This is a genomic window from Moorella naiadis (nom. illeg.) (genome assembly GCF_051020825.1).
Classification (GTDB): domain Bacteria; phylum Bacillota; class DSM-521; order Neomoorellales; family Neomoorellaceae; genus Neomoorella; species Neomoorella naiadis.
In genome coordinates, this window is sequence record NZ_JAXGFQ010000011.1 from 85,135 (window position 1) to 109,599 (window position 24,465).

23 protein-coding genes, 2 tRNA genes, 1 pseudogene and 1 riboswitch are annotated in these 24,465 nt (G+C 54.8%); of the genes and pseudogenes, 21 read left to right on the forward strand and 5 right to left on the reverse strand.

The annotated features are described in order from the left end of the window. Positions 1–7: 7 nt before the first annotated feature. The 6 genes from SDD30_RS09080 to SDD30_RS09105 all read left to right on the forward strand — a co-directional run bounded on the left by SDD30_RS09080 (position 8) and on the right by SDD30_RS09105 (position 4,628). Positions 8–226 (forward strand): type II toxin-antitoxin system HicA family toxin, encoded by a 219-nt coding sequence (locus SDD30_RS09080; protein WP_434074605.1) that lies wholly within the window; start codon positions 8–10, stop codon positions 224–226. 6 nt (positions 227–232) lie between these two features. Continuing rightward, a riboswitch (cobalamin riboswitch) is annotated at positions 233–434 on the forward strand. Between the two features lie 357 nt (positions 435–791). Next, positions 792–1,691 carry a precorrin-6A reductase gene (gene cobK / locus SDD30_RS09085; RefSeq protein ID WP_434074630.1) on the forward strand — a complete coding sequence of 300 codons (900 nt, stop codon included), beginning with the start codon at positions 792–794 and terminating at the stop codon, positions 1,689–1,691. 69 nt (positions 1,692–1,760) lie between these two features. Next, complete coding sequence (locus tag SDD30_RS09090) at positions 1,761–2,531, forward strand: energy-coupling factor ABC transporter permease (RefSeq protein ID WP_434074606.1); 771 nt, start codon at positions 1,761–1,763, stop codon at positions 2,529–2,531. A 115-nt stretch (positions 2,532–2,646) separates the two neighbouring features. Beyond that, on the forward strand, positions 2,647–2,928 hold the full coding sequence (locus SDD30_RS09095; protein ID WP_434074607.1) for an energy-coupling factor ABC transporter substrate-binding protein: 282 nt from the start codon (positions 2,647–2,649) through the stop codon (positions 2,926–2,928). Between the two features lie 6 nt (positions 2,929–2,934). Then, on the forward strand, positions 2,935–3,702 hold the full coding sequence (gene cbiQ / locus SDD30_RS09100) for a cobalt ECF transporter T component CbiQ (RefSeq protein ID WP_434074608.1): 768 nt from the start codon (positions 2,935–2,937) through the stop codon (positions 3,700–3,702). 68 nt (positions 3,703–3,770) lie between these two features. After that, a complete protein-coding gene (locus SDD30_RS09105) occupies positions 3,771–4,628 on the forward strand; it encodes an energy-coupling factor ABC transporter ATP-binding protein (RefSeq protein ID WP_434074609.1) in 858 nt (285 codons plus the stop codon). Positions 4,629–4,745: 117 nt separating this feature from the next. On the opposite strand, the gene SDD30_RS09110 is transcribed toward SDD30_RS09105, so the two are convergent. Beyond that, a complete protein-coding gene (locus SDD30_RS09110; protein ID WP_434074610.1) occupies positions 4,746–5,183 on the reverse strand; it encodes a hypothetical protein in 438 nt (145 codons plus the stop codon). Positions 5,184–5,657: 474 nt separating this feature from the next. On the opposite strand from SDD30_RS09110, the gene SDD30_RS09115 reads away from it, so the two are divergent. Beyond that, positions 5,658–6,224: a glycerol-3-phosphate acyltransferase gene (locus SDD30_RS09115; protein WP_434074611.1), complete on the forward strand. Its 567-nt coding sequence runs from the start codon at positions 5,658–5,660 to the stop codon at positions 6,222–6,224. On the opposite strand, the gene SDD30_RS09120 is transcribed toward SDD30_RS09115, so the two are convergent. Beyond that, positions 6,216–6,497 (reverse strand): acylphosphatase, encoded by a 282-nt coding sequence (locus tag SDD30_RS09120; protein ID WP_434074612.1) that lies wholly within the window; start codon positions 6,495–6,497, stop codon positions 6,216–6,218. The two genes, SDD30_RS09115 and SDD30_RS09120, sit on opposite strands and share 9 nt — an antisense overlap. A 309-nt stretch (positions 6,498–6,806) precedes the next feature. Between SDD30_RS09120 and SDD30_RS09125 the strand changes: the two genes are divergently transcribed. The 5 genes from SDD30_RS09125 to SDD30_RS09145 all read left to right on the forward strand — a co-directional run bounded on the left by SDD30_RS09125 (position 6,807) and on the right by SDD30_RS09145 (position 11,668). Beyond that, positions 6,807–8,657, forward strand: coding sequence for an NAD(P)H-dependent oxidoreductase (locus tag SDD30_RS09125; protein WP_434074613.1), 1,851 nt, complete (start codon positions 6,807–6,809; stop codon positions 8,655–8,657). Positions 8,658–8,916: 259 nt separating this feature from the next. After that, entirely contained in the window at positions 8,917–10,515 is a 1,599-nt protein-coding gene (locus tag SDD30_RS09130; RefSeq protein WP_434074614.1) for a DNA methyltransferase, read from the forward strand. A gap of 112 nt (positions 10,516–10,627) precedes the next feature. Continuing rightward, a complete protein-coding gene (locus tag SDD30_RS09135; protein WP_434074615.1) occupies positions 10,628–10,852 on the forward strand; it encodes a type II toxin-antitoxin system HicB family antitoxin in 225 nt (74 codons plus the stop codon). A 179-nt stretch (positions 10,853–11,031) separates the two neighbouring features. Beyond that, on the forward strand, positions 11,032–11,418 hold the full coding sequence (locus SDD30_RS09140) for a DUF4258 domain-containing protein (RefSeq protein ID WP_434074616.1): 387 nt from the start codon (positions 11,032–11,034) through the stop codon (positions 11,416–11,418). A gap of 1 nt (position 11,419) precedes the next feature. Further along, on the forward strand, positions 11,420–11,668 hold the full coding sequence (locus tag SDD30_RS09145; protein ID WP_434074617.1) for a type II toxin-antitoxin system MqsA family antitoxin: 249 nt from the start codon (positions 11,420–11,422) through the stop codon (positions 11,666–11,668). Between the two features lie 232 nt (positions 11,669–11,900). Here the strand turns inward: SDD30_RS09145 and SDD30_RS09150 are convergent. The 3 genes from SDD30_RS09150 to SDD30_RS09160 all read right to left on the reverse strand — a co-directional run bounded on the left by SDD30_RS09150 (position 11,901) and on the right by SDD30_RS09160 (position 13,618). Next, positions 11,901–11,976 (reverse strand) — tRNA-Thr (locus SDD30_RS09150). Positions 11,977–11,985: 9 nt separating this feature from the next. Further along, positions 11,986–12,063: transfer RNA gene (locus tag SDD30_RS09155), tRNA-Pro, on the reverse strand. A gap of 130 nt (positions 12,064–12,193) precedes the next feature. Beyond that, positions 12,194–13,618 (reverse strand): MFS transporter, encoded by a 1,425-nt coding sequence (locus SDD30_RS09160; protein WP_434074618.1) that lies wholly within the window; start codon positions 13,616–13,618, stop codon positions 12,194–12,196. 134 nt (positions 13,619–13,752) lie between these two features. Here SDD30_RS09160 and SDD30_RS09165 point away from each other — a divergent pair, with 134 nt between their 5' ends. From SDD30_RS09165 to SDD30_RS09205, 9 genes and pseudogenes are all read left to right on the forward strand, one after another. Then, positions 13,753–13,875 carry an RCKP-type rubredoxin-like domain-containing protein gene (locus SDD30_RS09165; RefSeq protein ID WP_434074619.1) on the forward strand — a complete coding sequence of 41 codons (123 nt, stop codon included), beginning with the start codon at positions 13,753–13,755 and terminating at the stop codon, positions 13,873–13,875. A gap of 231 nt (positions 13,876–14,106) precedes the next feature. Next, positions 14,107–14,433, forward strand: a complete 327-nt coding sequence (locus SDD30_RS09170) for a phasin family protein (protein WP_434074620.1) — start codon at positions 14,107–14,109, stop codon at positions 14,431–14,433. 400 nt (positions 14,434–14,833) lie between these two features. Beyond that, positions 14,834–15,583, forward strand: coding sequence for an ATP-binding protein (locus SDD30_RS09175; RefSeq protein WP_434074621.1), 750 nt, complete (start codon positions 14,834–14,836; stop codon positions 15,581–15,583). A gap of 200 nt (positions 15,584–15,783) precedes the next feature. Beyond that, positions 15,784–17,808, forward strand: coding sequence for an anaerobic carbon-monoxide dehydrogenase catalytic subunit (gene cooS / locus SDD30_RS09180; RefSeq protein ID WP_434074622.1), 2,025 nt, complete (start codon positions 15,784–15,786; stop codon positions 17,806–17,808). Positions 17,809–17,823: 15 nt separating this feature from the next. After that, positions 17,824–20,013 carry an acetyl-CoA decarbonylase/synthase complex subunit alpha/beta gene (gene acsB, locus SDD30_RS09185; protein WP_434074623.1) on the forward strand — a complete coding sequence of 730 codons (2,190 nt, stop codon included), beginning with the start codon at positions 17,824–17,826 and terminating at the stop codon, positions 20,011–20,013. An 85-nt stretch (positions 20,014–20,098) separates the two neighbouring features. Further along, complete coding sequence (gene acsC / locus SDD30_RS09190; RefSeq protein ID WP_434074624.1) at positions 20,099–21,439, forward strand: acetyl-CoA decarbonylase/synthase complex subunit gamma; 1,341 nt, start codon at positions 20,099–20,101, stop codon at positions 21,437–21,439. Between the two features lie 67 nt (positions 21,440–21,506). Further along, complete coding sequence (locus SDD30_RS09195; protein WP_434074625.1) at positions 21,507–23,414, forward strand: ASKHA domain-containing protein; 1,908 nt, start codon at positions 21,507–21,509, stop codon at positions 23,412–23,414. Further along, positions 23,414–24,163, forward strand: a complete 750-nt coding sequence (locus tag SDD30_RS09200; RefSeq protein ID WP_434074626.1) for an ATP-binding protein — start codon at positions 23,414–23,416, stop codon at positions 24,161–24,163. The genes SDD30_RS09195 and SDD30_RS09200 overlap by 1 nt, the downstream gene beginning before the upstream one ends. Before the next feature lie 32 nt (positions 24,164–24,195). After that, positions 24,196–24,465 (forward strand): annotated as a pseudogene (locus tag SDD30_RS09205) (acetyl-CoA decarbonylase/synthase complex subunit delta); the annotation flags it as partial.

Below are 24,465 nucleotides of genomic sequence, written 5' to 3' on the forward strand. Positions count from 1 at the left end.
TAGTGCGTTGCCGGTAATCTCAGGCAAGGAAGCCGTTAGAGCTTTGCAGAAGGCCGGCTTTATCAAGATCAGCCCAAAAGGTAGTCATGTAAAGCTAAGGCGATCAGAAGAAAATATCAGTACAGTTATAGTACCATTACATGATGAACTCGCTCCCGGGACCTTAAAATCAATTTTAAAGCAAGCCGGGCTTACGATAAAAGAACTGCAGAAATTATTGGCTTAACACCCCTGGACATCCTATCCAGGTTATGCTAAAATAAATATAAAATGAATATGTTCCAGGCAAATCAGGGAAGTCAGTGCAAGTCTGACACGGTCCCGCCACTGTGAGGGGGAGTAAGGCACCATCGAGCCACTGGGTATTAGCCCGGGAAGGCGGTGCCGGAGCTGTGATCCCGAGTCAGGATACCGGTTGCCCGGAAACCTTTACCCCTACGCCGGATAGGGGGTGGTTGGCCAGCATATGGCGAGCAAACCCTCTGCTGATGTAGGAGCAGAGGGTTTTATGTTGCTAAAATTGTATACAGAATGGGTGCGCGGTCTCGAGCAGACCGGGCTTAAATCCAGCCGCCGGCAGGGGGAGAGGTGGCGCAAAACACCGTCTGGAAGCGGGAACTTGCAGCCACCGATGATACCCGGCCAACAGGCCAGCCTGTCTGAATTCCACCAGGGGTCAACCCGGGGAGGTGGTATATTTAGGCATGCCTGTTTAGCGGCAGCACTTTCACGCCCCCCGGCATTGCTGCCGGGGATTTTAGTTTCCGCAGGGAGGATTCTAAACTTTGGTTGTGGCCGACACTCCTGCCGCCCACGTAGCACCGGCAGATAATAAAAGCGGCAGTAAAACAGGATGCCAGGCAAAACCGGCGCAGTCAGTCCGGGAGGCGCTTCCGACTGCCGAACTCCTGCCTCCAGCTTTCATTTTAGTTGTGGGGGCTACCGGAGAAGGCCGGCAGTTGATCCGCTGTCTCCGGCAGGCCGGTTATCAAATCGTGACCTGGGCCGACAGTAATTATGGCGAGCAACTGGCCCGGCAGGATGGGGCGGTAAAAATACTAACCGGCCCTTTTACAGAGGATAATCTCGCCATCCTGGGGAGTAACGGGCAACCGGAAGCAGTCATTGATGCCACCCTGCCTTATCCCAACCATATATCCCGGACCCTGGAAGCCTGGTGCCGGCAGCAACAGCTTTGTTACCTGCGATTTTTGCGGGCCGAAACAAAGCTGCCGGATAACAATCTCATCTACCAGGTAGCTTCCTGGGAAGAAGCCGCCCGGACTGCCGCGCGGCTGGGGGAGACCATCTTTTTAACCACCGGCACCAATAACCTGGAGGTATTCGTCAAAAACGACCTGCTCAAAGACAAGCGCATCGTAGTCCGGGTTTTACCTGAATACCAGGTAATTAAAAAATGCCAGGACCTGGGCCTGACGCCCCGCGACATTATCGCCATGCAGGGGCCCTTCTCTAAAGAAATCAATAGAGCTATGTTTAAAGCCTGTAAAGCCGGTGTTATCGTCACCCGCGACGCCGGACCGGCCGGTGGCACCGAGGCCAAAATCGCCGCCGCCCTGGCGCTAAAAATACCGGTGGTAGTAATCAAGCGTCCTTCCATCCAATACCTATACCCGGTGAATACAGTTGCCGAAGCCGTCGCCCTGCTGAAAAAGTTGGTGCCTCGGTAAAAAACGGAACCACCAGTTAAGGTGGTAGGTCCGACTACCGACTTCTATCCAAGATAGGGGGTACATACCATGTTCCGCCGCACAACCTGGTTAACATTGTATCTTCTCCTGGCCCTGGTCGTCCTCGCCCGGCCGGCCTATGCCATGCATATCGCCGAGGGCTTCCTGCCCTTCAACTGGGCCGCCTTCTGGTTTATTGTCGTCCTGCCTTTCTGGATCTGGGGCCTGCGTTCTATCCAGCATACAATTAAAAGCAACCCCGGCCTGAAAATGCTCCTGGGCCTGGCCGGGGCCTATACCTTTGTCCTATCGGCCCTGAAAATTCCTTCGGTAAGTGGCAGTTGTTCCCACCCCACGGGTGTAGGCCTGGGGGCGGTCCTCTTCGGCCCGGCCGCCATGAGCATCCTGGGGGGCATCGTCCTGCTCTTCCAGGCCCTGCTGCTGGCCCACGGGGGCTTGAGCACCTTGGGGGCCAACACCTTTTCCATGGCCGTCGTCGGTCCCTTTGTGGCCTACGGCCTTTACCGCCTGGTAAGACGGCTGGGGGGGGCGATGGCCGTCGCCGTCTTCCTGGCTGCTACCCTCGGCGACCTGATGACCTATGTCACCACTTCCCTGCAGCTCGCCCTGGCTTTCCCGGCCCCGGCCGGGGGAGTAGCAGCGTCCATGCTCAAATTCATGGGCATCTTTGCCGTTACCCAACTGCCTCTGGCCATAAGCGAAGGCTTTTTAACGGTCATCGTCTTTAACCTGCTGGCCGCCTATAATAAAAACGAGCTGGAAGAGCTATCTATCCTGCCAAGGGGAACGATGGTGGGGGAGAGCCGCAGCCGGCAGTAGAGCCGGAAAAAGTAAGATTGCAGGGGTGCCGCCTGGCTAGAGGGACATCTTAGTTCCAGAATTCGGCGTTGAAACAAGTCGTAACCATGAAAGTTACTCAGTGGAGGTGCCATCAATGAGTACCGCTCAGAAAAATTTCTTGTTGTTCCTCATAGTTATTCTCCTGGCCATAGTGCCTTTCTTCCTACACCGAAGCGCGGAATTCGCCGGCGCCGACGACCGGGCGGCGGAGGCCGTCACCCAGATTCGTCCCGATTATCACCCCTGGTTCAAACCAGTTTGGGAGCCCCCCAGCGGGGAAGTAGAGACCTTTCTCTTTGCCACCCAGGCGGCCATCGGCAGCGGCATTGTTTGCTACTACTTAGGCTACAGCAAGGGCAGAAAGCAGCGGGAGTAAAAGTAGATGTTCAGCATTGACCAGTACGCCTACAGCAACCGGCTCAAGGGCGTTCACCCGGGCGAAAAAATAGCCTTTGCCCTGGCAACTCTCCTCATTGCCCTGGTGGCGCCCCGGCCCCTTACCCCGGCCGTCATTACTATCTTGATGGCCGGTGCGACCATTGGGGCCGCCGGAATCCCGAGCCGTTTTTACCTGCAGCTTTTACTGGTACCTTTTTCTTTTTTAATAGCGGGAATAGCCATGATCGCCCTCACCATCACCAACCAGCCCCTGGCCGGTTTAAAGGGATGGCATCTCCTGGGTTGGACCCTGGGCGTCACCCCCGGCGGTATCCACCAGGCCGGAAAAATTTTTCTCAAATCCCTGGGGGCTGTATCCTGCCTTTATTTTCTTTCTCTCACGACCCCGATGATCGATATACTGACCGTCCTCCGGAAACTCCGCGCTCCGGCCCTGCTGGTGGACTTAATCAGCCTTACTTACCGCTTTATTTTTGTCCTCCTGGCAACCGTCAACGACATATATACCGCCCAGGCCGCCCGCCTGGGCTATGCTTCCCTGCGCGCCTCCTATCATTCCCTGGGGCAACTGGCAGCCAACCTTTTTATCAAAACCTACCGCCGCTCCCAGGATTTATTTACCGCCCTGACAGCCCGCGGCTATGGGGAAGAACTACAAGTACTTGAGGTTCCCCAACCATTCTCGTGGCCTTTTTTATGCCTGGCGGCCGCCATGGACCTGAGTTTACTTATCCTAGCGTTGGTTACCTGATACGTGCCGAAAAATAGCTCATCAGCGTCTCCCCTAGCCAATGTTAATGTTAATTTCCGGAGGTGGAATTGTTGACCGCCATTTTAGAAGCAGAAGCAGTTTCCTTTACTTACCCCGACGGTACCCGGGCCCTGCAAAAGGTGACCTTGAAGATCCCGGAAGGCCAGAAAATTGCCGTCCTGGGGCCCAATGGCGCCGGCAAATCAACCCTTTTTTTGCATTTTAACGGCATCTTGAGACCGGGGGATGGCTGTGTCTACTTTGCCGGTGCCAGGGTGAATTATAGCCATAAAGATCTGGCCAGTTTACGCCAACAGGTGGGCATTGTCTTTCAAGACCCCGACAGCATGCTCTTTGCAGCCAGTGTACGCCAGGAAATATCCTTCGGGCCCTTAAACCTGGGCCTCTCCAGAGAGGAGGTACTGGTAAGAATCGCGGCGGCGATGGCAGCGACAGGGATTAGCGACCTCGGGGATAAACCGACCCATTTTTTGAGCTACGGCCAGAAAAAACGGGTGGCCATTGCCAGCGTCCTGGCCATGGAACCCCGGGTGATCATCTTTGATGAGCCCACAGCCTACCTGGATCCGCGCTCAATCCGGGAGGTTATGGCCCTGCTCTTAGACATCAGCCGGCAGGGTAAGACGATTATTCTTTCCACCCATGACGTGGACATAGCCTATACCTGGGCCGACTATATCTATATCCTGGCCGCGGGTCAAGTAATCGGCGCCGGGACGCCGGTTGAGATCTTCAATGATGCCGCCCTCCTGGAAGCCGCCGACCTGGCCCGGCCCTGGTTGCTGGATGTCTATGATGACTTAAAAAATAAAGGCTGGTTGCCAGCGGGGGCACCAGTCCCTAAAAGTAGAGAAGAGCTGTTGGCTCTCATTCCTTACCGTGCAAGGTCCAGAGTCGCTATTTAATGCTCTGGGTAACTCTGAACTTACTACTTGGGTTATTTCGCCAAGCACTACAACCTGTGCTGCATCATTGTATTCTACTTATGGCGGGATTTTAGCCGTCCTCGTCCTGATATATTTTTATTTCTCCTCGCGAACAAGTTCGCTTTTCTTTACCGGCAAAAGTTGCAGGGTAGCCTGCTGGTTATGCAGGCGAAGGTTCTCTTTGAATTCGATGAGTATAGATAAAATCTCGTGGAGAAAGGGGCTACCAAAGGTCGACATCAAACCCACGGTCACCATATTAATTATGAGGTAAAGGGCAGGGAAAGCAGCCTTCAAGCCAGCAAAGGCGTTCAGCCCCAGGAGGGCAAAGACGTCGATGGAGGCCAGCCCGGCCAGAATCGCGGCGACTATGGCGTTAAATATAATTACCCGCAGTTCCCGCTTTTTTTCTGCCTGCGGATTATCCAAAGGTTCCCCCAGCCAGGGCCAGCGGGCCTTAAACTGGTCGGTAATTCCCTTGGCGGCAGCGAAGACCGCGCCAATAACAGTGAAGAAGCGGCTGAGATCTCCCATTAAGATTTCCCCCCTTTCGATCCTGCCGTTACCTCATCCTATGCTCCGGCCGCCGCGGATGCTAACCCCCAGTCCAATCGAAAACGCGCTGGCAGATCATTTACCCTACTCCCGCCGGCACGACGCCTCTAAAGATCTGCTGTAAGCCGTGACTTTAAGCCGTGACGTTCCTGAATTTCCTGGCCCCTCCTGTGCCTGGCATTTTTTGCAGGGTCAGGCGTCAGCACTGGCTATGCGCCTACGCTCTTGACCTTCCCGCGCTCATCAGCTATGCTTAACCCAAGATGAAGGTGAATGCTGCCAACCCGTTTTTAACCATTTTAGTAAAGGCACCTTATACCAGTTTATCTACGCGGTTAAACCAGGCTTAAGAAATTAACCGGACCATCCCCGGACCATCGCCGCTTCTACTCCGTTTTTTGCTACTAATGCTCATAAAGTAATATTTAATCTGGAAAAGGTGAGCAACACGTGTTGTCCTGGCCAGTTGTCTTGACAGGTATCTTTATGGCCTACGCGGTTGGTTCTCTAGCCGGCGGGCATTTTATCAGTAAAGTATTTTATGATACTGATGTCCGCCAGGTGGGCAGCGGCAATGCCGGCACCATGAATGTGCTCCGTAACCTGAGCATAGCCGCGGGAATCATGACCTTTGTCTGGGATGCAGTCAAGGGTTTTCTCGTGGTCTTCCTGGGTCTAAAAGGGGGTGGGGTGGAACTGGCCGTCCCCATGGCCCTGGCGGCGGTAGCCGGGCATAACTGGCCTGTCTACTGGCGGTTTCAAGGGGGCAAGGGGCTGGCCACCAGCCTGGGGGTAGCCCTGGCCCTTTATCCAGCAATCGTTTTACCGGCAGCCGTCATCCTGGGTCTACTGGTGCTTGTCACCCATAACAGCGACCTGGCCACCGTCCTGACCTTCAGTATGCTGCCCTTTTATTTTTGGTTACGCCAAGGCCCGGGTTGGTATCTGATCTTCGGCCTGGGGTTGGCGGCTATTATCTGGCTCAAACATGGGCCTTTACTGATGCGGCGTTCACACTGAATCCCGTATCCTGAAGGTCGTCTCGCCCCGTGGCTCCTCATACTGGACCTGCACTTCCTGGACCTCCGCCCAGGCTGGCCCCTGCCGGCAGCTATCCAGGAATTCCTTCACCTGCCCCTCAGGTCCTTCGACCACGCCCTCAACGCTGCCGTTATAACGGTTGCGCACCCACCCGTTCAGCTGCCAAGCTGCCGCCTGGCGCAGGACAAAATAGCGAAAACCTACCCCCTGAACATAACCATGCACCCAGAAATGTGCTCTTACCAAAGACAAAACAAAATCCCTCCTAATAGAAAATCCCAGGAAGAAGGTAGCACAACTTTATACAGAAAGGCAACCAGTTTAGTTCCGAAAGATTGAACGTGATAGATTGCCAGAAGAAAATCTATTTTTAACTTTTATTATATATATAGCCTTTTTTCCAGCAAGCCCCCTGCACTTTCGTATGGTTGGCATAAGTTTATACGGTAGTATTAGCCGATACATGTTAAAGCAGGGTAAATAGTTTGTTACTTTTTAGTCTCTGGTTACTGTGATAAAATGGAACAGGAAATTATTTATTGAAGGGAAAGGTATGACTTCATGCTCAACCTGCTGGCCATCAACGGCAGCCCCCGGGGCCGGGAAAGCAATACCGAACGCCTGCTGCAACCCTTCCTGGCTGGAGCGCTCGAGGCGGGAGCGACTACCGAGACTATTTATGTCCCCGATTTAAGGATTAACGACTGCCGCGGTTGCTTTAGCTGTTGGACCACTACGCCGGGCCGCTGCGTCTTTCATGATGACATGCCGGCGGTATTGACAAAGATCAAAGCAGCCGATATCCTGGTCCTGGGTACACCCCTGTACCATTATGGGATGACGGCAAGGTTGAAGCGGCTGCTGGAACGCACCCTGCCCCTGGCCGATCCCCATATCATTAAAAGCGGCGACCATTACACCCACCTCGGCCGGGATGGCAATTTCGGCGCCGGTATGGTTCTGATTGCTAACTGCGGTTTTCCCGACCGGATGCATTTTTCCGCCCTGGAGGAACACCTGCGCCAGTTAACTAAGGACCGGCCGGAAAGCCTGCTGGCCAGTATCCTCTGTGCCGGGGGAGAAATCCTGCGCCACGGCGGCCCAGCCTTTGACTGGTACTATGCTGCCCTGCACCGGGCAGGAAAGGAAATAGTTGAACAGGGGCATTTAAGTCCGGAAACTGCTGCCACCCTGGCACGGGAACTGGTCCCCCAAGAAATGTACCTCCAGATAGCCAATGCTTACTGGGATAGCCAGATTAAAGGAGAAAGCCCGTTAGAATCGGCAGTAAAGAAACCAGCGGAAAAGAACAATCCTGCCGGTTCAAGCCCTACCGATCCCCCGGCGGGCGGCGGGGCGGAAGACCCGACAGCAGCTACCGGTAAAAATGTTATTACCAAAAACACCAGGGCCATGCCGGCGACCAACGCCACCCAGCCGGGAGGAAGGCTCGCGGTTGGAGTAGGGCCGCGCACCTGCCGGGAAGCCGTCCTGGGAATGCCGGCTGCCTTTAACCCGGCCGCCGCCGGTAACCTGAAGGCCATTTTGCAGATAAATTTACATGGTGCAGGCGGGGGCGACTGCCATTTGATTATCGCCAACGGCCGCTGTACGGCCGTTGAGGGTCGGTCGACAGAAGCGACGACTACAATCGACGCCCCGGCCGATGTCTGGCTGCGGATCGCCAGGGGAGAACTGGACGGGGCCGCAGCCTTGATGCAGGGCCTTTACCGGGTCACCGGCGATTTCAGCCTGATGATGCGGTTGAACGAGCTGTTTTCGGGCCCGGCAACGGGTGCAACTGCCCCGGCCCCGGCGCGCCCGGCCGGTCCCCTCCCTATACCCGGCATGGCCTGGCTTTCGGTGGCCTTCTTACCCTGGACCCTCAACTGGCTGGGAACCGGCCTGCACCTGAACCCTTTTTCCAGCTGGGTGGCGCCGGCCGTTCTGGCCCTGGCTATCTGGTTCTACCGTCGGCTGTATAACCGTACCACATGGATGGATAATGCCACTGCCATCTATTTCCTGGTTACCGGCCTGCTGGCCCTGGCCGGTCAGACCCTGCCGGTTGCAACCGCTGATTTCAGCGGCAACTTGTTCCTGGGGGCTACCTGGCTGGCCACTCTGGCTACGGAAGAACCTCTGACGGCAGCCTATTCCCGCTGGAATTACCCCGCCGGCCTGGGCAGCAACCCTCTCTTTCTGCGTACCAATGCTATTATTACCGCCGTCTGGGGCGAGGCTTTCCTGTTCATGGCCCTCATGGCCCTGGGGATTACCCTTATACCTACACAAAAAAGCTTAGGGATTGTTTTGCGTTACCTTCCCATGGTTCTGGCCGGAATTTTTACAGCCTGGTTCCCCAACTGGTACCCGGCCCATGTGGCCGCCAGTGGCCGGAAAGTTGCCTGAAAAAACGTCTAAAATCACCGCAAGCGCCAGGCATAATTGCTGCCAAATCCGGCTCAGTCAGCCGGGTTGAATCTTTTTTGTAAGCTTTTTTGTAAGCTTTGCCACCTGAATGCGCTATAATAGTGCTTGGAGACGACGGGGCATAAAATCCGTCCCAGGCCGCCGGTATCCAAAAGAATCTGAGACTTTCCCTGTCCGGCCGGATACATAGGCCAAAATGGCCGTCACCGAAATCAATTAATCAGCAGGTGAAATGTAATTGGTTAACCAGGGTATATTACACCCTTCCGCCCGTCTGGTCTGGGCTACCAAACCGGAAGGCGAGCCCCACTCGCAAGAAATTGGCTTCCAGGTTGAGGAGGTAGTCATTCCTGAACAGGAGCCAACCTTTTTTACACCAGCAGATGCGACCCTGCACATCCGGGAAATAAACCGCCTTTTCCACGGTGACAACCTACTGGCCATGCAGGGGCTTTTGGCGCAAGGGTATGAAGGTAAAATCAACCTGATTTATATTGATCCCCCTTTTTATAGCCAGGCAAAATACACCCACCGGATTACCCCGGGCAGGACTAATGGCAGCTGGGAGATCCCGGTGATTGAACTACCGGCTTACCAAGATACCTGGGGTGGGGGTATAGACAGCTACCTGGATATGCTTTACCCGCGCCTGCAGTTGATGTACCGGCTGCTGACCCCTGATGGCAGCATCTATGTCCACCTGGATGCCAGCATCAGCCATTACATTAAAGTGCTGATGGACGAGATCTTTGGCCTGGATTCCTTCCAGCGGGAGATTATCTGGCGCATTGGCTGGATTTCCGGCTATAAGAGCGCCGCGCGTAACTGGGTGCGTAACCATGATAACCTGCTCTTTTATGTCAAAAACCCAGGCAAGTTTACCTTTAACAAGGAGTACCTACCCTACCCGCCAGGTTACCGGCGCCGCGACGGTCAGAAGGCTACAGGAAAAGGTTATCCCATCGAAGACGTCTGGAACGCCAATCCCTGCGAGCTGGCCTTGAAAGGGGAGGAGAGCCTGGATTCCATCCAGATTAAGAGTTTCTCCCGGGAGAAAAGCGGTTTCGCTACCCAGAAGAACAAAAGCCTGCTGCGGCGCATAATTAAGGCCTCCTCCAACCCGGGGGACCTGGTGGCCGACTTTTTCGGCGGCTCCGGGACAACCCTGGTCGTTGCCGCTGAAATAGGACGGCGCTGGCTGGGGTGTGAGATAGGCCGCACCGGCATCCAGGTGGCCCGCAAACGCCTGGTGGCAGCCGGGGCCGGGCCTTTCAGCATTGAAAGGGTTAAGCCAACAGTAAAACCCGCTCCCGGTGCCGGGCCATCAGAAGGCTCCGGGTACCAGGGTATCCCTGTGGCCAAAGCCGCAACCAGGTCGGGGGTTAATTGCGGTATCAGTATCCCAGCGGGTGATTGCTTTCCCCGCACCGCAACCCCAAATAACAAAGCCGGCGAGAATCTGCGCCTGACCGGGCCCGAAGTAATGCGGACAAATGATGGCTTGGAGCAGCTAACTATCGGCCTGGCAGCTTATACCCCGCCGGAACCGGCGGAAAAACCCCGATCCCGTAAAACAAAGGCCAGCTGGGAAACCTTACAAGCCCACGCCAGGGAAAATTTCTCTCTCTTCATCGATTACTGGGCTGTAGACTGGGATTACGACGGCAGCTGTTTTCGCAGCCGCTGGCGGGCCTGGAAGGATTATAATAAGAATGAAGCCGTGCCCTTGCAGGCAATAGCAATTTTGCCGCCAGGGGGACGGCGAACTATTGCCGTCCAGGTGGTGGATATTTTCGGTAATGAGGTGCTGGCTACGCTCGATGTGCCGCCAGTTTGATTGTTTTATATCGTCAATCACTAATCTGGGTATATACGGCTTTGTACACCTGGCTCCAGGCACATTAAACAGCATCTTAAAGCAGGCTAAATTAAAGGAGGGCAAATAAATCGTGGATAAATATTTAGTCGTTATCGAGAAGGCCGACGGGAATTATTCCGCATATTCGCCCGATCTCCCCGGCTGCGCAGCGACCGGTAAAACGCCACGTGAGGCCAGGGAGAATATGGCCGAGGCCATAAAGATGCACCTCCAGGGACTGAAAGAAGACGGCCTGCCAATCCCCATCCCTACAGCCAAAGCCGATTATATCGGCGTAAACCTGCAAGCTCTTTAATAATAGATTTCCCGCGAGCCTCTAAAACGTCCTGCAGGGCTCCCGGCCGCCCGACAAATAGAAAATTGCCCTTAAATTTTAAAGGCCTTGCACCAAACGGTATAAATGGAAAAACTGTAATAAGGAGGAAGGTTAGAGCGGATAGCCTGGCCTCTGCATAAAAAAAAGTGCCGCCTAATATGACGGCGGCGAACTGGCGACAAACCGGCAGTAGCGCTATAAAAAGGCGAAAGGAAGGCCCTGATGCCGGTGTAACCCGGACTACTGGCCAGGGCCTTCTCCTCGTCGCTCCGCGAGGCCGTACGCAACTTAAAAGCATCGTAAAAGCTTCTAAGCTGGCGTTACCGGCCTCCGTCAAACCGGCAGTCCTTGCCCACGGGGAGATACTGGAAGATTACCCAAATGACCCACGTGGACCAAGCGCGCTGGTCCTGGGTTATGCTGAAAATGGGCGACCGCTCCATGCAGTCTGCGCTTTTGACCCTTCCGGCATACTTCTCATAATAACGGTTTACGAACCTGAACCGCCGAAATGGGAAAACGCCAGAACAAGGAGGCAGCAATAAGATGGTTAGCAAGTGTTATTTATGCGGAGGGAAGACCGTTAAAAAGCTGGTGACGGCTGAAAACTGGTGGGGCGATAAATTGACCCTTGTCGAAGATGTCCCGGCCTGGGTATGCGAAGACTGCGGCGAGAAGTATTTTGATGCGGATGTCTGCCGGGCGCTGGACGCTATGCGGGAAACTCCCCCTGTGGAAAAGCGTTCCATCTGCATCCCCGTCTACGGCTTTAAAAAGGCTGCCGGGAATATTTAACTAACAGAAGGAGAGGGCAAATAGCTTGCGAGCTATCGAGGCCGCGTCAAAGCCAAAGGCAGGTCGGGACTGAAACGGGGTAGCGGGGAGGAGTCCCCTTTTTCAGCCTGTCTTTGTTGCGTAGTTTGCTTTAGTTTGTATAGCTGCTCCCAATTTGCTCCCAAAAGGCCCTTTCTGCAGAATTTCATTAAAAAGCGAAAACCCCGCAAGCCTTGCGGGGCTTAGGTTTTTCTGGAGCCAACGAGGGGACTCGAACCCCTGACCTGCTGATTACAAGTCAGCTGCTCTACCAGCTGAGCTACGTTGGCGCATGATAGTGGTCGGGATGACAGGATTTGAACCTGCGACCCCCTGCTCCCAAAGCAGGTGCTCTAGCCAAGCTGAGCTACATCCCGGCAACATCACTATTTTACCACACCAGGTAGCTCCAAGACAATACCCCGGTAGCAATCTGGTAATACCCGGTGTGTCACAGCAATAAATAAAGGCCATATCATGAAGCAGGCTTCAATGGGGCAAGATCCCTTATCCGGCCAAATTATCATTGCGGACCAGGGAAGCCAGGGCGCCGGCAGCGGCCAGGAAGGCCCCAACCAGGAAAGCGGCCCGCAGGCCGGTCATAAAGGCCGTCGTCATTCCCTCGGGCCCCAGAACGGCCAGTTTGGCGGAACGCTGCCAGGTGAAGACGCCGCTGCTGACGGCAATACCCAGGACCATACCTACATTACGGACTGTAGCCAGGACGCCGGAACCTATACCCAGGCGGTGGCGGGGCACGCTCCCCATCACCGCGCTGTTATTGGGGGATTGAAAGATACCGGTGCCGAGGCCAAAGAGGCCCAGGCGCCAGATGATGTCCACGGGTTGGGAAGTTACCTGTAAGCCAGCCATTAAGAAAAGCGCCAAACCGACGATGGCCTGGCCGGCAAAGGCCAGCCAGCGGGTACCCAAACGGTCGGAAAGGGCCCCGCTGACAGGTGCCAGTAACAGGACCACCAGGGGAGAAGCAGTGAGAATTAAGCCGGTATGCCCGGCGTTATAGTTTAAGATCTGTTGCAAATAAAAGGGAAGTAAAAATACCAAGGCATACTGGGACATAAAATTCATTAGAGCGGCGAAGTTGGCGGCACTAAAGACTTTATTAGAAAAAAGAGTTAAGTCGAGCATCGGCTCCGCGACCAGTTTTTCCCAGCGAATAAAGAACCAGGCGCCAATAAGAAAAACCAGGCCCAGTATCAGCGTCGCCGGTGAGGTCCAACCCCATTCCTCGCCGTAACTACCTGCCAGGAGGAAGGCGCTCAAGGAGAAGAAGCCCGCGGCCGCGCCGATGAGATCAAATCGTTGCGGTTTTAAGTCCCTGGTTTCCGGTACCACCTGCCGGCAAAGGATATAACTGATAAGACCGATGGGTAGATTAATGGTGAAGATAGCCTCCCAGCCGGCGATAGTAACCAGAAAACCACCCAGGGTAGGCCCTAGGGCCAGGCCTACAGCGACAATCATCCCATTGGTGCCCAGGGCACGGCCGCGTTCATAGGGTGGAAAAACAGAAGTAATTATGGCCGGCCCCATAGCCATAAACATCCCGGCGCCAATGGCCTGGATAGCCCGGAAGGCAATCAGGACCCAGATATTGGGCGCCAGAGCACAGATACCAGAGGCGATAGTAAAAATAGCGATGCCCATTAATAGGACCCGGCGAAAGCCATACATATCCCCCAGGCGGCCATAGGTCAAAATTAAGCTTCCCAAAACCAGCAGATATGCCATGGCGACCCAGCCGACGGTATTCAAGTCAACGTTAAAAACCCGGGTGATGGTTGGCAGGGCGACGTTAACCACACTGCCGTCAATAGGCCCCATAATCCCGGCTGCCATAACAGCCAGAAGAATAAGCCAGCGCCGGGGATTGACCGCCGGTACCGCTGGCATAACACTATTCTGAGGCAAACAATGACCCCCTCATCGCAGATAATTATATTCTTCCATACCACAGCCCGGCCGTCAAGAATTAAAAACCCTTGACACCAGGGACAGGGTATACTATATTAATAGTAACGATTACTGAAAGGTAGGTAACAAATATGGCTATCTGGCAGTGCTCCCACTGTGGTTACGAAAAGGATACCCGCTGTAAGCCCCGTAAATGCCCCGAGTGCGGCGCCAAAGATTCCTTCACTAACATTAAAAAAAAGGAAGATAAATAATTTCCCGGCGTTACCTGCAGCAAGTATTACTGATGCCAGCCAGTTGCCGCATGGGCCTCCAGGGTTTAACTGCCAGGCTGACTATCAGGCAGGCTGAATGGTTGCTTCCCTGAAATCCTCTCAGCTCCCATAGGGAGCTTCTTTTTTAAGTCTTGATGAAAACGAGCATAACCAAGCGTCAGTATGTTATAATATCCTAGAACGACAATTTGAGGAAGGAGGTGCAAGCCGGTGCTGGACATTATGCGCAAGGTCTTTTTAGCCGGTTTGGGAGCAATGTTTCTGACTAAGGAAAAGGCTGAAGAAATGGCCGAAGAACTGGTTCATCACGGGGAACTCCGCCGTGATGAAGTTAAAAATTTCGTCGATCAGTTACTTGCTAAGGGCAAAGAACAGCAAAACCAGCTTCAGGAGACTGTTAGCCGCGAGGTTAATCGCTGGCGTACGGAATGGGGCCTGGTCACCAGGTCGGAAATGGCTGCTTTGGAAAAAAAGGTTGCCGAACTGGAAGCCAGGTTAGCCAGCAATGACCAGGAAAAAGATAATAGGGAGCAATAAATGGGGCTATTTAGCTTTGACAACTGTAATTCCTGCCGTTATGATTAAGTTTAATTGTAACGGCAGGCTTATTTTTGTGAGCGCTTTCTTAATTAACAAAAATTATTCCATTTTTAAGCCAATTGGTTTATAATATTGGCTGAACGGTAGCAGGAAGCAGTTAAACAGTTGCAAGATTCTCGGCTTTACGCCTAATAACAAGGCAGGTTTAAAAAATTGTTTACCAGGATTAAAGTTCAACAAAATTTAACAACAAGTTTTAAAGGAACCCAGCAGGAAAATTGAACTTTGTGTAGAAGTTCACTAATATAATCAGGAAAATGAATGTCCATTTTTCCGAACAACGAAGCCTTGAGGTAACCCCCGGTAACCGGGGAATGAGAATGGAGCTGGTTGGTAAATGAAACTCGCCATATCCGGAAAGGGTGGTGTAGGCAAAACAACCATTGCCGCTGGTCTAATTAATTACTTCGCCCAGAAAGGTTACCAGGTCTATGCTGTCGATGCCGACCCTGATACCAGCCTGGGCATGGTCCTGGGACTTCCCGAAGAAAGGCTGGGTACCCTGAAACCCATCGTCGATATGCGACAGCTCATTGCCGAACGCACGGGGGGTGAGGGAGCCTTCTTTTCTTTAAACCCAGAGGTCGACGGCCTCTTAGAGGATTATACCATTAAAAACGGCAATATCCTGTTCTTGAAGATGGGAGCCATTAAACCGGGGGGCTCGACCTGTTATTGCCGGGAGAATACCGTTTTAAACGCCATGATCAATTCCCTCCTGCTGAAGCGCCAGGAAATGGTAGTCCTGGATATGGGGGCCGGTATTGAACACCTGACCCGTGGTACCTCCAGGGGTGTCGATGTGATGCTGGTAGTTACCGAACCAACCCTGGTAAGCATCCAAACGGCCCGGGTCGTCCAACAACTGGCCCGGGAACTGGGTATCGAGAAGATCAAGTTTATCGGTAATAAAATACGCCAGCCCCGGGATAAAGAATTTATCCTGAGCCATCTCCCGGCAGGGGATGTCATCGGCTTGATCCCCTTGCAGACGGCCATCCTAGACCAGGCCGCCGGAGTAAACGGGGATGAGCCCCTGACCATTGCCGGCATCCCTGAGCTGGCGGCTCGTCTTTTGCAAGATTGAAGGCCAAACTTAGCTACCCTGAAAATAAAAGCTCACTGCCATTTTCATCTTTTTGCTGGTGCCGCCAGGCGGCATAAGCGTCTAACCTGGCCAATCTGCCGGGAGGACCGGAGTCCTCCACTGAACTGCCTTGCTGAGTTCAGCTAACACTACCCCTTTTCCAGGGGTGAGGATGAAATAAGACCAAGGAGGTAAGCAGTATGCCCAGGTTCCGCGATCTTACCCACAATTGCAGGCCCTCAGAAGCCCCGCGGGTCATGGAACCCAAAAACAGGAACCGTACCGTTGATCCGGCAGCACTGGAGATGCTGGCGAAAAGCAAGGATGACAAGGTCATCACTGCTTATGATCGCTTTGTTGCCCAGCAGCCCCAGTGTAAAATCGGCTATGAAGGGATTTGTTGCCGTTTTTGTATGGCCGGCCCCTGCCGCATCAAAGCCGCCGACGGTCCCGGCAGCCGCGGCATTTGCGGCGCTTCCGCCTGGACCATCGTTGCCCGTAACGTCGGCCTGATGCTTCTCACCGGTGCCGCCGCCCATAGCGAACATGGCAACCATATTGCCCACGCCCTGGTGGAGATGGCCCGGGGGAAAGCGCCGGATTACACCGTCAAGGATGAAGCCAAGTTAAAGGAAGTCTGCCGCCGCGTAGGTATTGACGTAGAAGGTAAAAACATTATGGAACTGGCCCAGGAAGTAGGGGAGAAGGCCCTGGAGGATTTCCGCCGCCTCAAGGGTGAGGGCGAAGCGACCTGGCTGATGACGGCCCTAAACGAAGGTCGCCAGGAGAAATTCCGCACCCACAATGTTGTGCCCTACGGCATCCATGCTACCATTTCCGAACTAGTCAACCAGGCCCATATAGGTATGGATAATGACCCGGTCAATCTAGTCTTCAGCGCCATTAGGGTAGCCCTGGCCGACTATACCGGTGAACATATCGCCACTGATTTTTCGGACATCCTTTTCGGTACTCCCCAGCCCGTGGTCAGTGAGGCCAACATGGGGGTCCTCGATCCTGCTCAAATCAACTTCGTCCTGCATGGCCACAACCCCTTATTAAGTGAAATCATCGTCCAGGCGGCCCGGGAGATGGAAGGGGAAGCCAGGGCCGCCGGCGCTAAGGGCATCAATCTGGTGGGCATCTGCTGTACCGGCAACGATGTCCTGATGCGCCAGGGGATTCCCCTGGTCACCTCCTTTGCTTCCCAGGAACTGGCCATCTGCACCGGCGCCATTGACGCCATGTGCGTTGACGTCCAGTGCATCATGCCTTCCATTAGCGCCGTAGCCGAATGTTACCATACCCGCATTATCTCCACTGCTGATAACGCCAAGATCCCCGGCGCCTACCACCTGGATTACCAGACGGAAACCGCCCTGGAGAGCGCCAAAACGGCCATCCGTATGGCCATCGAGGCCTTCAAAGAAAGAAAAGAAAGTAATCGCCCGGTTTTCATTCCCCAGATCAAAAACCGGGTCGTCGCCGGCTGGAGTCTTGAAGCCCTGACTAAACTCCTGGCCACCCAGAATGCCGAGAATCCCATCCGGGTCCTCAATGAAGCCATCCTTGAAGGTGAACTGGCCGGGGTAGCTCTAATATGCGGCTGCAACAACCTGAAGGGCTTCCAGGATAATTCCCACCTGGAAATAATAAAAGAACTCCTCCAGAATAACGTCTTTGTCGTGGCCACCGGTTGTTCCGCCCAGGCGGCCGCCAAAATGGGCCTTATGGACCCCGCCAATATAGAAACCTATTGCGGCGATGGCCTCAAGGCGTTCTTGCAACGCCTTAGTACCGGAGCAAACATCGATATTGGCCTGCCCCCTGTGTTCCACATGGGTTCTTGCGTGGACAACTCCCGGGCCGGAGACCTGCTCATGGCCATGGCCAACGACCTGGGCGTCGACACGCCGAAGGTGCCCTTCGTAGCCTCAGCCCCGGAAGCCATGAGCGGCAAAGCGGTCGCCATCGGCACCTGGTGGGTATCCCTGGGCGTACCGACCCATGTCGGTAATATGCCGCCGGTAGAAGGCAGCGATCTCATCTACAGCATCCTGACCCAGATCGCCAGCGATGTCTATGGCGGCTACTTTATTTTTGAAATGGACCCCCGGATAGCGTCCCGGAAGATCCTCGACGCCTTGGAATACCGCACCTGGAAACTGGGCGTCCACAAGAGTGTAGCTGAGCGCTACGAAACCAAACTCTGCCAGGGTTACTAAAGGAGGGTCAGGCTAATGATCGATTTTGAAACAATCTTTGCAGACGCTATTCCTGAAGGCAAAGACCCGGTAACCCTGTTCCGGGAGGTTTACCATGGCGCTATCACGGCTACTAGTTATGCGGAAATCCTATTAAACCAGGCCATCAGGAACTATGGCCCCGACTATCCCGTGGGTTATCCCGACACGGCCTATTACCTGCCGGTTATCCGTTGTTTCAGCGGGGAAGAGGTCAAGAAGCTGGGGGATTTGCCGCCCATTTTAAACCGCAAGCGGGTCCAGGTCAGCCCCGTCTTGAATTTCGCCAACGCTCGCCTGGCCGGGGAAGCTACCTGGTATGCGGCCGAAATAATCGAAGCCCTGCGCTACCTCAAATATAAACCTGGAGAACCCCTACTGCCCGAACCCTGGACCGGCTTCATCGGTGACCCAGTGGTCCGCCGCTTTGGCATCAAGATGGTGGACTGGACCATCCCCGGCGAAGCCATTATCCTGGGCCGGGCCAAAGACAGCAAGGCCCTGGCCAAAATTGTCAAGGACCTTATGGGCATGGGCTTCATGATCTTCATCTGTGATGAAGCCATCGAGCAATTATTAGAGGAAAATGTCAAACTCGGTGTGGACTATATTGCCTACCCCCTGGGCAACTTCACCCAGATCGTCCATGCTGCCAACTACGCCCTGCGGGCCGGGATGATGTTCGGAGGCGTTACTCCGGGAGCCCGTGAGGAGCAGCGCGATTACCAGCGCCGCCGCATCAGGGCTTTTGTCCTTTACCTGGGCGAGCATGATATGGTCAAAACGGCCGCCGCCTTCGGGGCCATCTTTACCGGCTTCCCGGTAATTACCGACCAGCCCTTGCCGGAAGACAAACAAATCCCCGACTGGTTCTTTAGCGTCGAGGATTATGATAAGATGGTCCAAGTGGCCATGGAGACCAGGGGCATCAAGCTCACCAAGATCAAGCTGGATCTACCCATTAACTTCGGCCCGGCCTTCGAGGGCGAGAGCATCCGTAAAGGCGATATGTACGTAGAAATGGGCGGGAACCGGACCCCGGCCTTTGAACTGGTACGGACCGTAGATGAAGCTGCGATCACTGACGGTAAAATTGAAGTTATTGGTCCTGATATCGACCAGATAACCGAAGGTAGCAAACTACCCCTGGGTATTTTGGTGGATATTTACGGCCGCAAGATGCAGGCCGACTTTGAAGGCGTCCTCGAGCGGCGCATCCATGACTTTATCAACTACGGCGAAGGCCTCTGGCACACCGGCCAGCGCAACATCAACTGGTTACGGGTGAGTAAAGACGCTGTGGCCAAGGGTTTCCGTTTCAAAAACTATGGTGAAATCCTGGTCGCCAAAATGAAAGAAGAGTTCCCGGCCATCGTCGACCGGGTCCAGGTAACCATCTTCACCGCCGAAGATAAGGTTGGGGAGTACATGGATCTTGCCCGGCAGAAGTATAAGGAACGCGACGACCGCATGCGCGGCTTGACCGACGAAACGGTGGACACCTTCTACTCCTGCGTTCTCTGTCAGTCTTTTGCGCCGAACCATGTCTGCATCGTCACCCCGGAAAGGGTGGGCCTGTGCGGTGCCGTCAGCTGGTTGGACGCCAAAGCCTCATACGAAATCAACCATGCCGGCCCCAACCAGCCGATTAAAAAAGAGGGCGAAATTGATCCCGTTAAGGGCATCTGGCAGAGCGTCAATGACTATCTCTATACCGCTTCCAACCGCAATCTGGAGCAGGTATGCCTCTACACTCTAATGGAGAACCCCATGACCTCCTGCGGTTGCTTTGAAGCCATTATGGCCATCCTGCCGGAGTGTAACGGTATTATGATAACTACCCGGGATCACGGTGGTATGACCCCCTCTGGTATGACTTTCTCTACCCTGGCCGGGATGATTGGCGGCGGTACCCAGACCCCGGGCTTTATGGGTATCGGTCGCACCTATATCGTCAGTAAAAAATTCATTTCTGCCGATGGCGGCCTAGCCCGGATTGTTTGGATGCCCAAGTCGCTGAAAGATTACCTCCACGACGATCTGGTACAGCGCAGCATTGAAGAGGGCCTGGGAGAGGACTTTATCGATAGAATTGCCGATGAGACCATCGGTACCACTGTCGATGAAATCTTGCCCTTCCTGGAAGAAAAAGGCCACCCGGCCCTGACCATGGACCCCATTATGTAATTAACCCCGAACCTGCTCCGGAGCGGTGCCCGGCACCGGCTCCGGGGCGGGCCGGTTATTTATTAAAGAAAGGAGTTAATAAACTATGGCTTTAACGGGACTGGAGATTTACAAACAGCTGCCCAAAAAGAACTGCGGTGAATGTGGAACGCCTACCTGCCTGGCCTTTGCCATGAACCTGGCTGCCGGCAAAGCCAGCCTCGATTCCTGTCCCTATGTTTCCGATGCGGCCCGGGAAGCCCTGGACGCCGCCGCTGCACCGCCCATTGCGAAGGTAATCCTCGGTGCCGGTTCTGCAGCTGTGGCGATGGGGGATGAAACCGAACTCTTCCGCCACGACAAGCGCTTCTACCACGAAACTGCCATTGCCATCCAGATTAGCGACAATCTAAGCAACGAAGAACTGCAAGCTAAGGTGGAAGCGATTAATGGGCTGGAGTTCGACCGGGTGGGACAGCACTACACCATCCAGGCCATTGCTATTAGTCACGACGCCGACGACCCGGCAGCCTTCCAGGCGGCAGTTGCTGCAGTGGCTGCTGCCACCAAATTGAACCTGATCCTCATGGCTGATGATCCAGAAGTAATGAAGGGAGCCTTGGCAGAAGTTACCGGGCGTAAACCTTTAATCTATGCGGCTACCACCATCAATTACGAGGCTATGACGGCCCTGGCCAAAGAAAATAACTGCCCCCTGGCTGTTTATGGCAACGGCCTGGAAGAGCTGGCCGGCCTGGTAGATAAAATTATCGCCTTGGGCCACAAGCAACTGGTCCTGGACCCCGGTGCCCGGGAAACCTCCCGCGCCATTGCCGACTTTACCCAGATTCGCCGTCTGGCCATCAAAAAGCGCTTCCGTTCCTTTGGTTATCCCATTATAGCTCTAACCACCGCCACCGATCCCCTTAGCGAAGTGCTCCAAGCAGTCAACTACGTTACCAAGTATGCCAGCCTAGTTGTTTTACGTACTGCTGCCAAAGAACACTTGCTGCCCCTATTATCCTGGCGCCAGAACCTCTATACCGACCCGCAGGTACCCATCAGGGTTGAGGAGAAGCTGAACGAGATCGGTACCCCCAATGAGGATTCTCCGGTTTACGTTACGACTAACTTCTCCCTGACCTATTACTCCGTCGAGGGCGAAATTGAAGGCACCAAGATCCCCAGTTACCTCCTCTCGGTGGACACCGACGGCCTGTCCGTCCTGACGGCCTATGCTGACGGTAAGTTTGAAGCGGAAAAGATTGCTGCTCTAATGAAGAAGGTCGGCCTGGATGATAAGGTCAAACGCCACCGCATCGTCATTCCCGGCGCTGTAGCCGTCTTGAAGGGCAAGCTGGAAGAGTTAACCGGGTGGGAAGTTGTCGTCGGCCCGCGGGAAGCCAGCGGCATCGTACCCTTCGCCCGGACCAACCTGGCCTCGTAGGAGAGGTGGGAAGTGGGAGATTGGAATTGAGATTCACTTCACATCTAACTAGGAAGGATAGAAGCCTGTGAATCAGTTCAAGGTTACCTTTTTACCGGCCGACGTCACCGTCCGGGTGGCGGCTGGTACCACCATCATGGCAGCGGCCAATGAAGCCGGCCTGCCCCTGAAGAGCACCTGCGGCGGTGCCGGCACCTGCGGCCGCTGCGCCGTAAAAATAGAGACGGGTGAAGTCCAAATCCAGGGAGGCCGCCTGCCGGCCCGTATGGAAAAGGAAGGCTACACCCTGGCCTGCCAGACCGTAATCAAAGGGGATGTGGTGGTCACCATACCTCCGGAATCCCTCCTGGGCCAGCACCAGGTGCTCCTTCAGGATAAAGGGCGCCTGCAGGACAGCCTGACTGATTTACTGGGCCACTATCCCCTGGAACCTGCCTGTAGCGTAACCTCCCTGGAACTGGCGGAGCCCACCCTGACGGAAAACGCCAGTGATGCCAGCCGCCTGCTGGCTGCCCTGCGCAAGGAAAAGGATCTGGAAGCTTCCCTGGATCTGGATCTCCTGCGCAAGCTCCCGGACAGCCTGCGCCAGGCTGGCTGGCAGATCGACGTTACCCTGGCGGCAACAAATAACCGGATTATCCAGGTTGTTCCCCGGGGGACGGGCCGGGCCTACGGTCTGGCTATTGATCTGGGTACGACGACCGTAGCCGTATCCCTTTTAGACCTGGGTAGCGGTCAAATCGTTGCCAGAAACGGGAGTTATAACCGCCAGGCTGCTTATGGTGATGATGTTATCTCCCGCATCATCCACGCTACCAGCAACGAGGGAGGCCTGGAGGAACTACGCCAGGCAGCTTTGGCGACTATTAATGACCTTATTTCTGCTATACTGGGTTCCCGGGGGATTAATCCCGCGGGAGTAACGGCGGCGTGTGTGGCCGGCAATACCACCATGGCCCACTTACTCCTGGGTATAAACCCCAGGTACCTGCGCCTCAGTCCCTATATACCGGCAGCAGCCGAATTACCCACTTTGAAAGCTGCCGAGGTGGGTTTAAGGATCAACCCAGGGGCCATAGTTCAAATTTTCCCGGCGGTAGCCAGCTATGTCGGCGGCGATATCGTCTCCGGCGCCCTCTTTACGGGGATTGCCAGGGGGGAGGAACTTACCCTCTTTATCGACATCGGCACCAATGGGGAAATGGTCCTGGGTAACAGCGACTGGTTGATCTCCTGTGCCTGCTCGGCCGGGCCGGCCTTTGAGGGCAGTGGCATCACCTGTGGCATGCGGGCTATGGCGGGGGCCATTGAAGGGGTGACCATCGACCCGGAAACCCTGGAGGTCGAACTGGAGGTTATCGGCGGCGGCCGCCCGGCCGGTATCTGCGGCAGCGGTTTAATCGACTGCCTGGCCAAACTCCGGCGGGCGGGCATCATCGACCGAACTGGGAACTTCCAGGATGTTACAACACCGCGCCTCCGGCAGACTGATGAAGGCCCGGAATTTGTCCTGGCCTGGGCGGCCCAGAGCAGCAACCACCGGGACATCGTCCTGACGGCTGCCGATATTAAAAACCTCATCCGCTCCAAAGGTGCCGTTTTTGCCGGCATCCAGAGCCTGCTCAAGACCGTCTCCCTGGAGATGGAAGCCATCGAAAGAATTATCATTGCCGGGGGCTTCGGCAATTACCTGCATATTCCCAATGCCGTGGCTATCGGGCTCCTGCCCGATCTGCCCCCGGAGAAATACGTCTTTGCCGGCAACACCTCCCTGAAGGGAGCTGAGCTAGCCCTCCTTTCCCGGCCGGCCTGGCAGGAAGCCCTGGAACTGGCTCGCAGGATGACCTACCTGGAGCTTTCCGCCGGCAACCTGTTCATGGAAGAGTTTGTCTCGGCCCTGTTCCTACCCCATACCCAGTTAGAACTCTTCCCCTCCGTGGGGAATGGGTCCGGCAGTGAAAGGAGTTTAGGTTAATGGCCCGTCATATTGCTGTGGCCGGTAAAGGCGGCACCGGCAAGACCACCTTTGCCGCCCTGCTAATCCGCTACCTGATCGAGCAGCACCGGGGCAGCATCCTGGCCGTCGATGCCGATCCCAACGCTAACCTGAACGAGGCCCTGGGGGTGAAAATCGACACCGTCATCGCCGATATCTTGGATGCCACCAAAAACCCTAAAGCCATCCCCGAGGGCATGAGCAAGGATATCTTCGTCCAGTACCAGTTGGCCCAGGCCATGATCGAGACGAAAGACTTCGACCTGCTGACCATGGGCCGGCCCCAGGGACCGGGATGCTATTGTTACCCCAATGATCTGTTACGGAATCACCTGGAGACCTTGAGCGATAACTACGACTATATGGTCATTGATAGTGAGGCCGGCCTGGAACACATCAGCCGCCGGATTATCCAGGATGTTAGCGATCTCTTTATCATGAGCGATGCCTCGGCCCGGGGCATCCGCTCCGCCGGCAGGGTGCGGGAACTGGTTTGGGAACTCCAACTTCCCATCAAGAACCTGTACCTGATAGTTACTAAAATAACCGGCGACATAACCCCCCTCCAGGGGGAAATCGAACGAACAGGGTTACCCCTGGCGGGGGTCATTCCCCATGATGAACAGGTCGCTGATTATGATATTAACAGCCGTCCCCTCTTTGATTTACCGGCAACTTCCATTTCTGTGCAAGCAGTAAATTCTATCCTGGCCCGGTGCCAGATTTAATCCAGATTTAATGTTGAAAGGAGTGCTTCGCAATGGCCGTCCAGATTTTACGTGATCGCAGCCGCGCCGCCGTCCGGAAGGTTGTCCTGGGTGCTACCAAAGAACAAGGTGGAACCCGCAGTCACACCATTGTGGTGGGAGGCGATGCTGCTCTCCCGTTCTACCACTTTGAAGGGGAAGTGGCCAACCGCCCCGTCATTGGCATGGAGGTCCAGGATATCGTTCCTGACTGGCCTGACGCCCTGAAGGACCCCTTTGCCGATGTTCTCAACGAACCTGGCCGCTGGGCCCAAAAGTGCGTC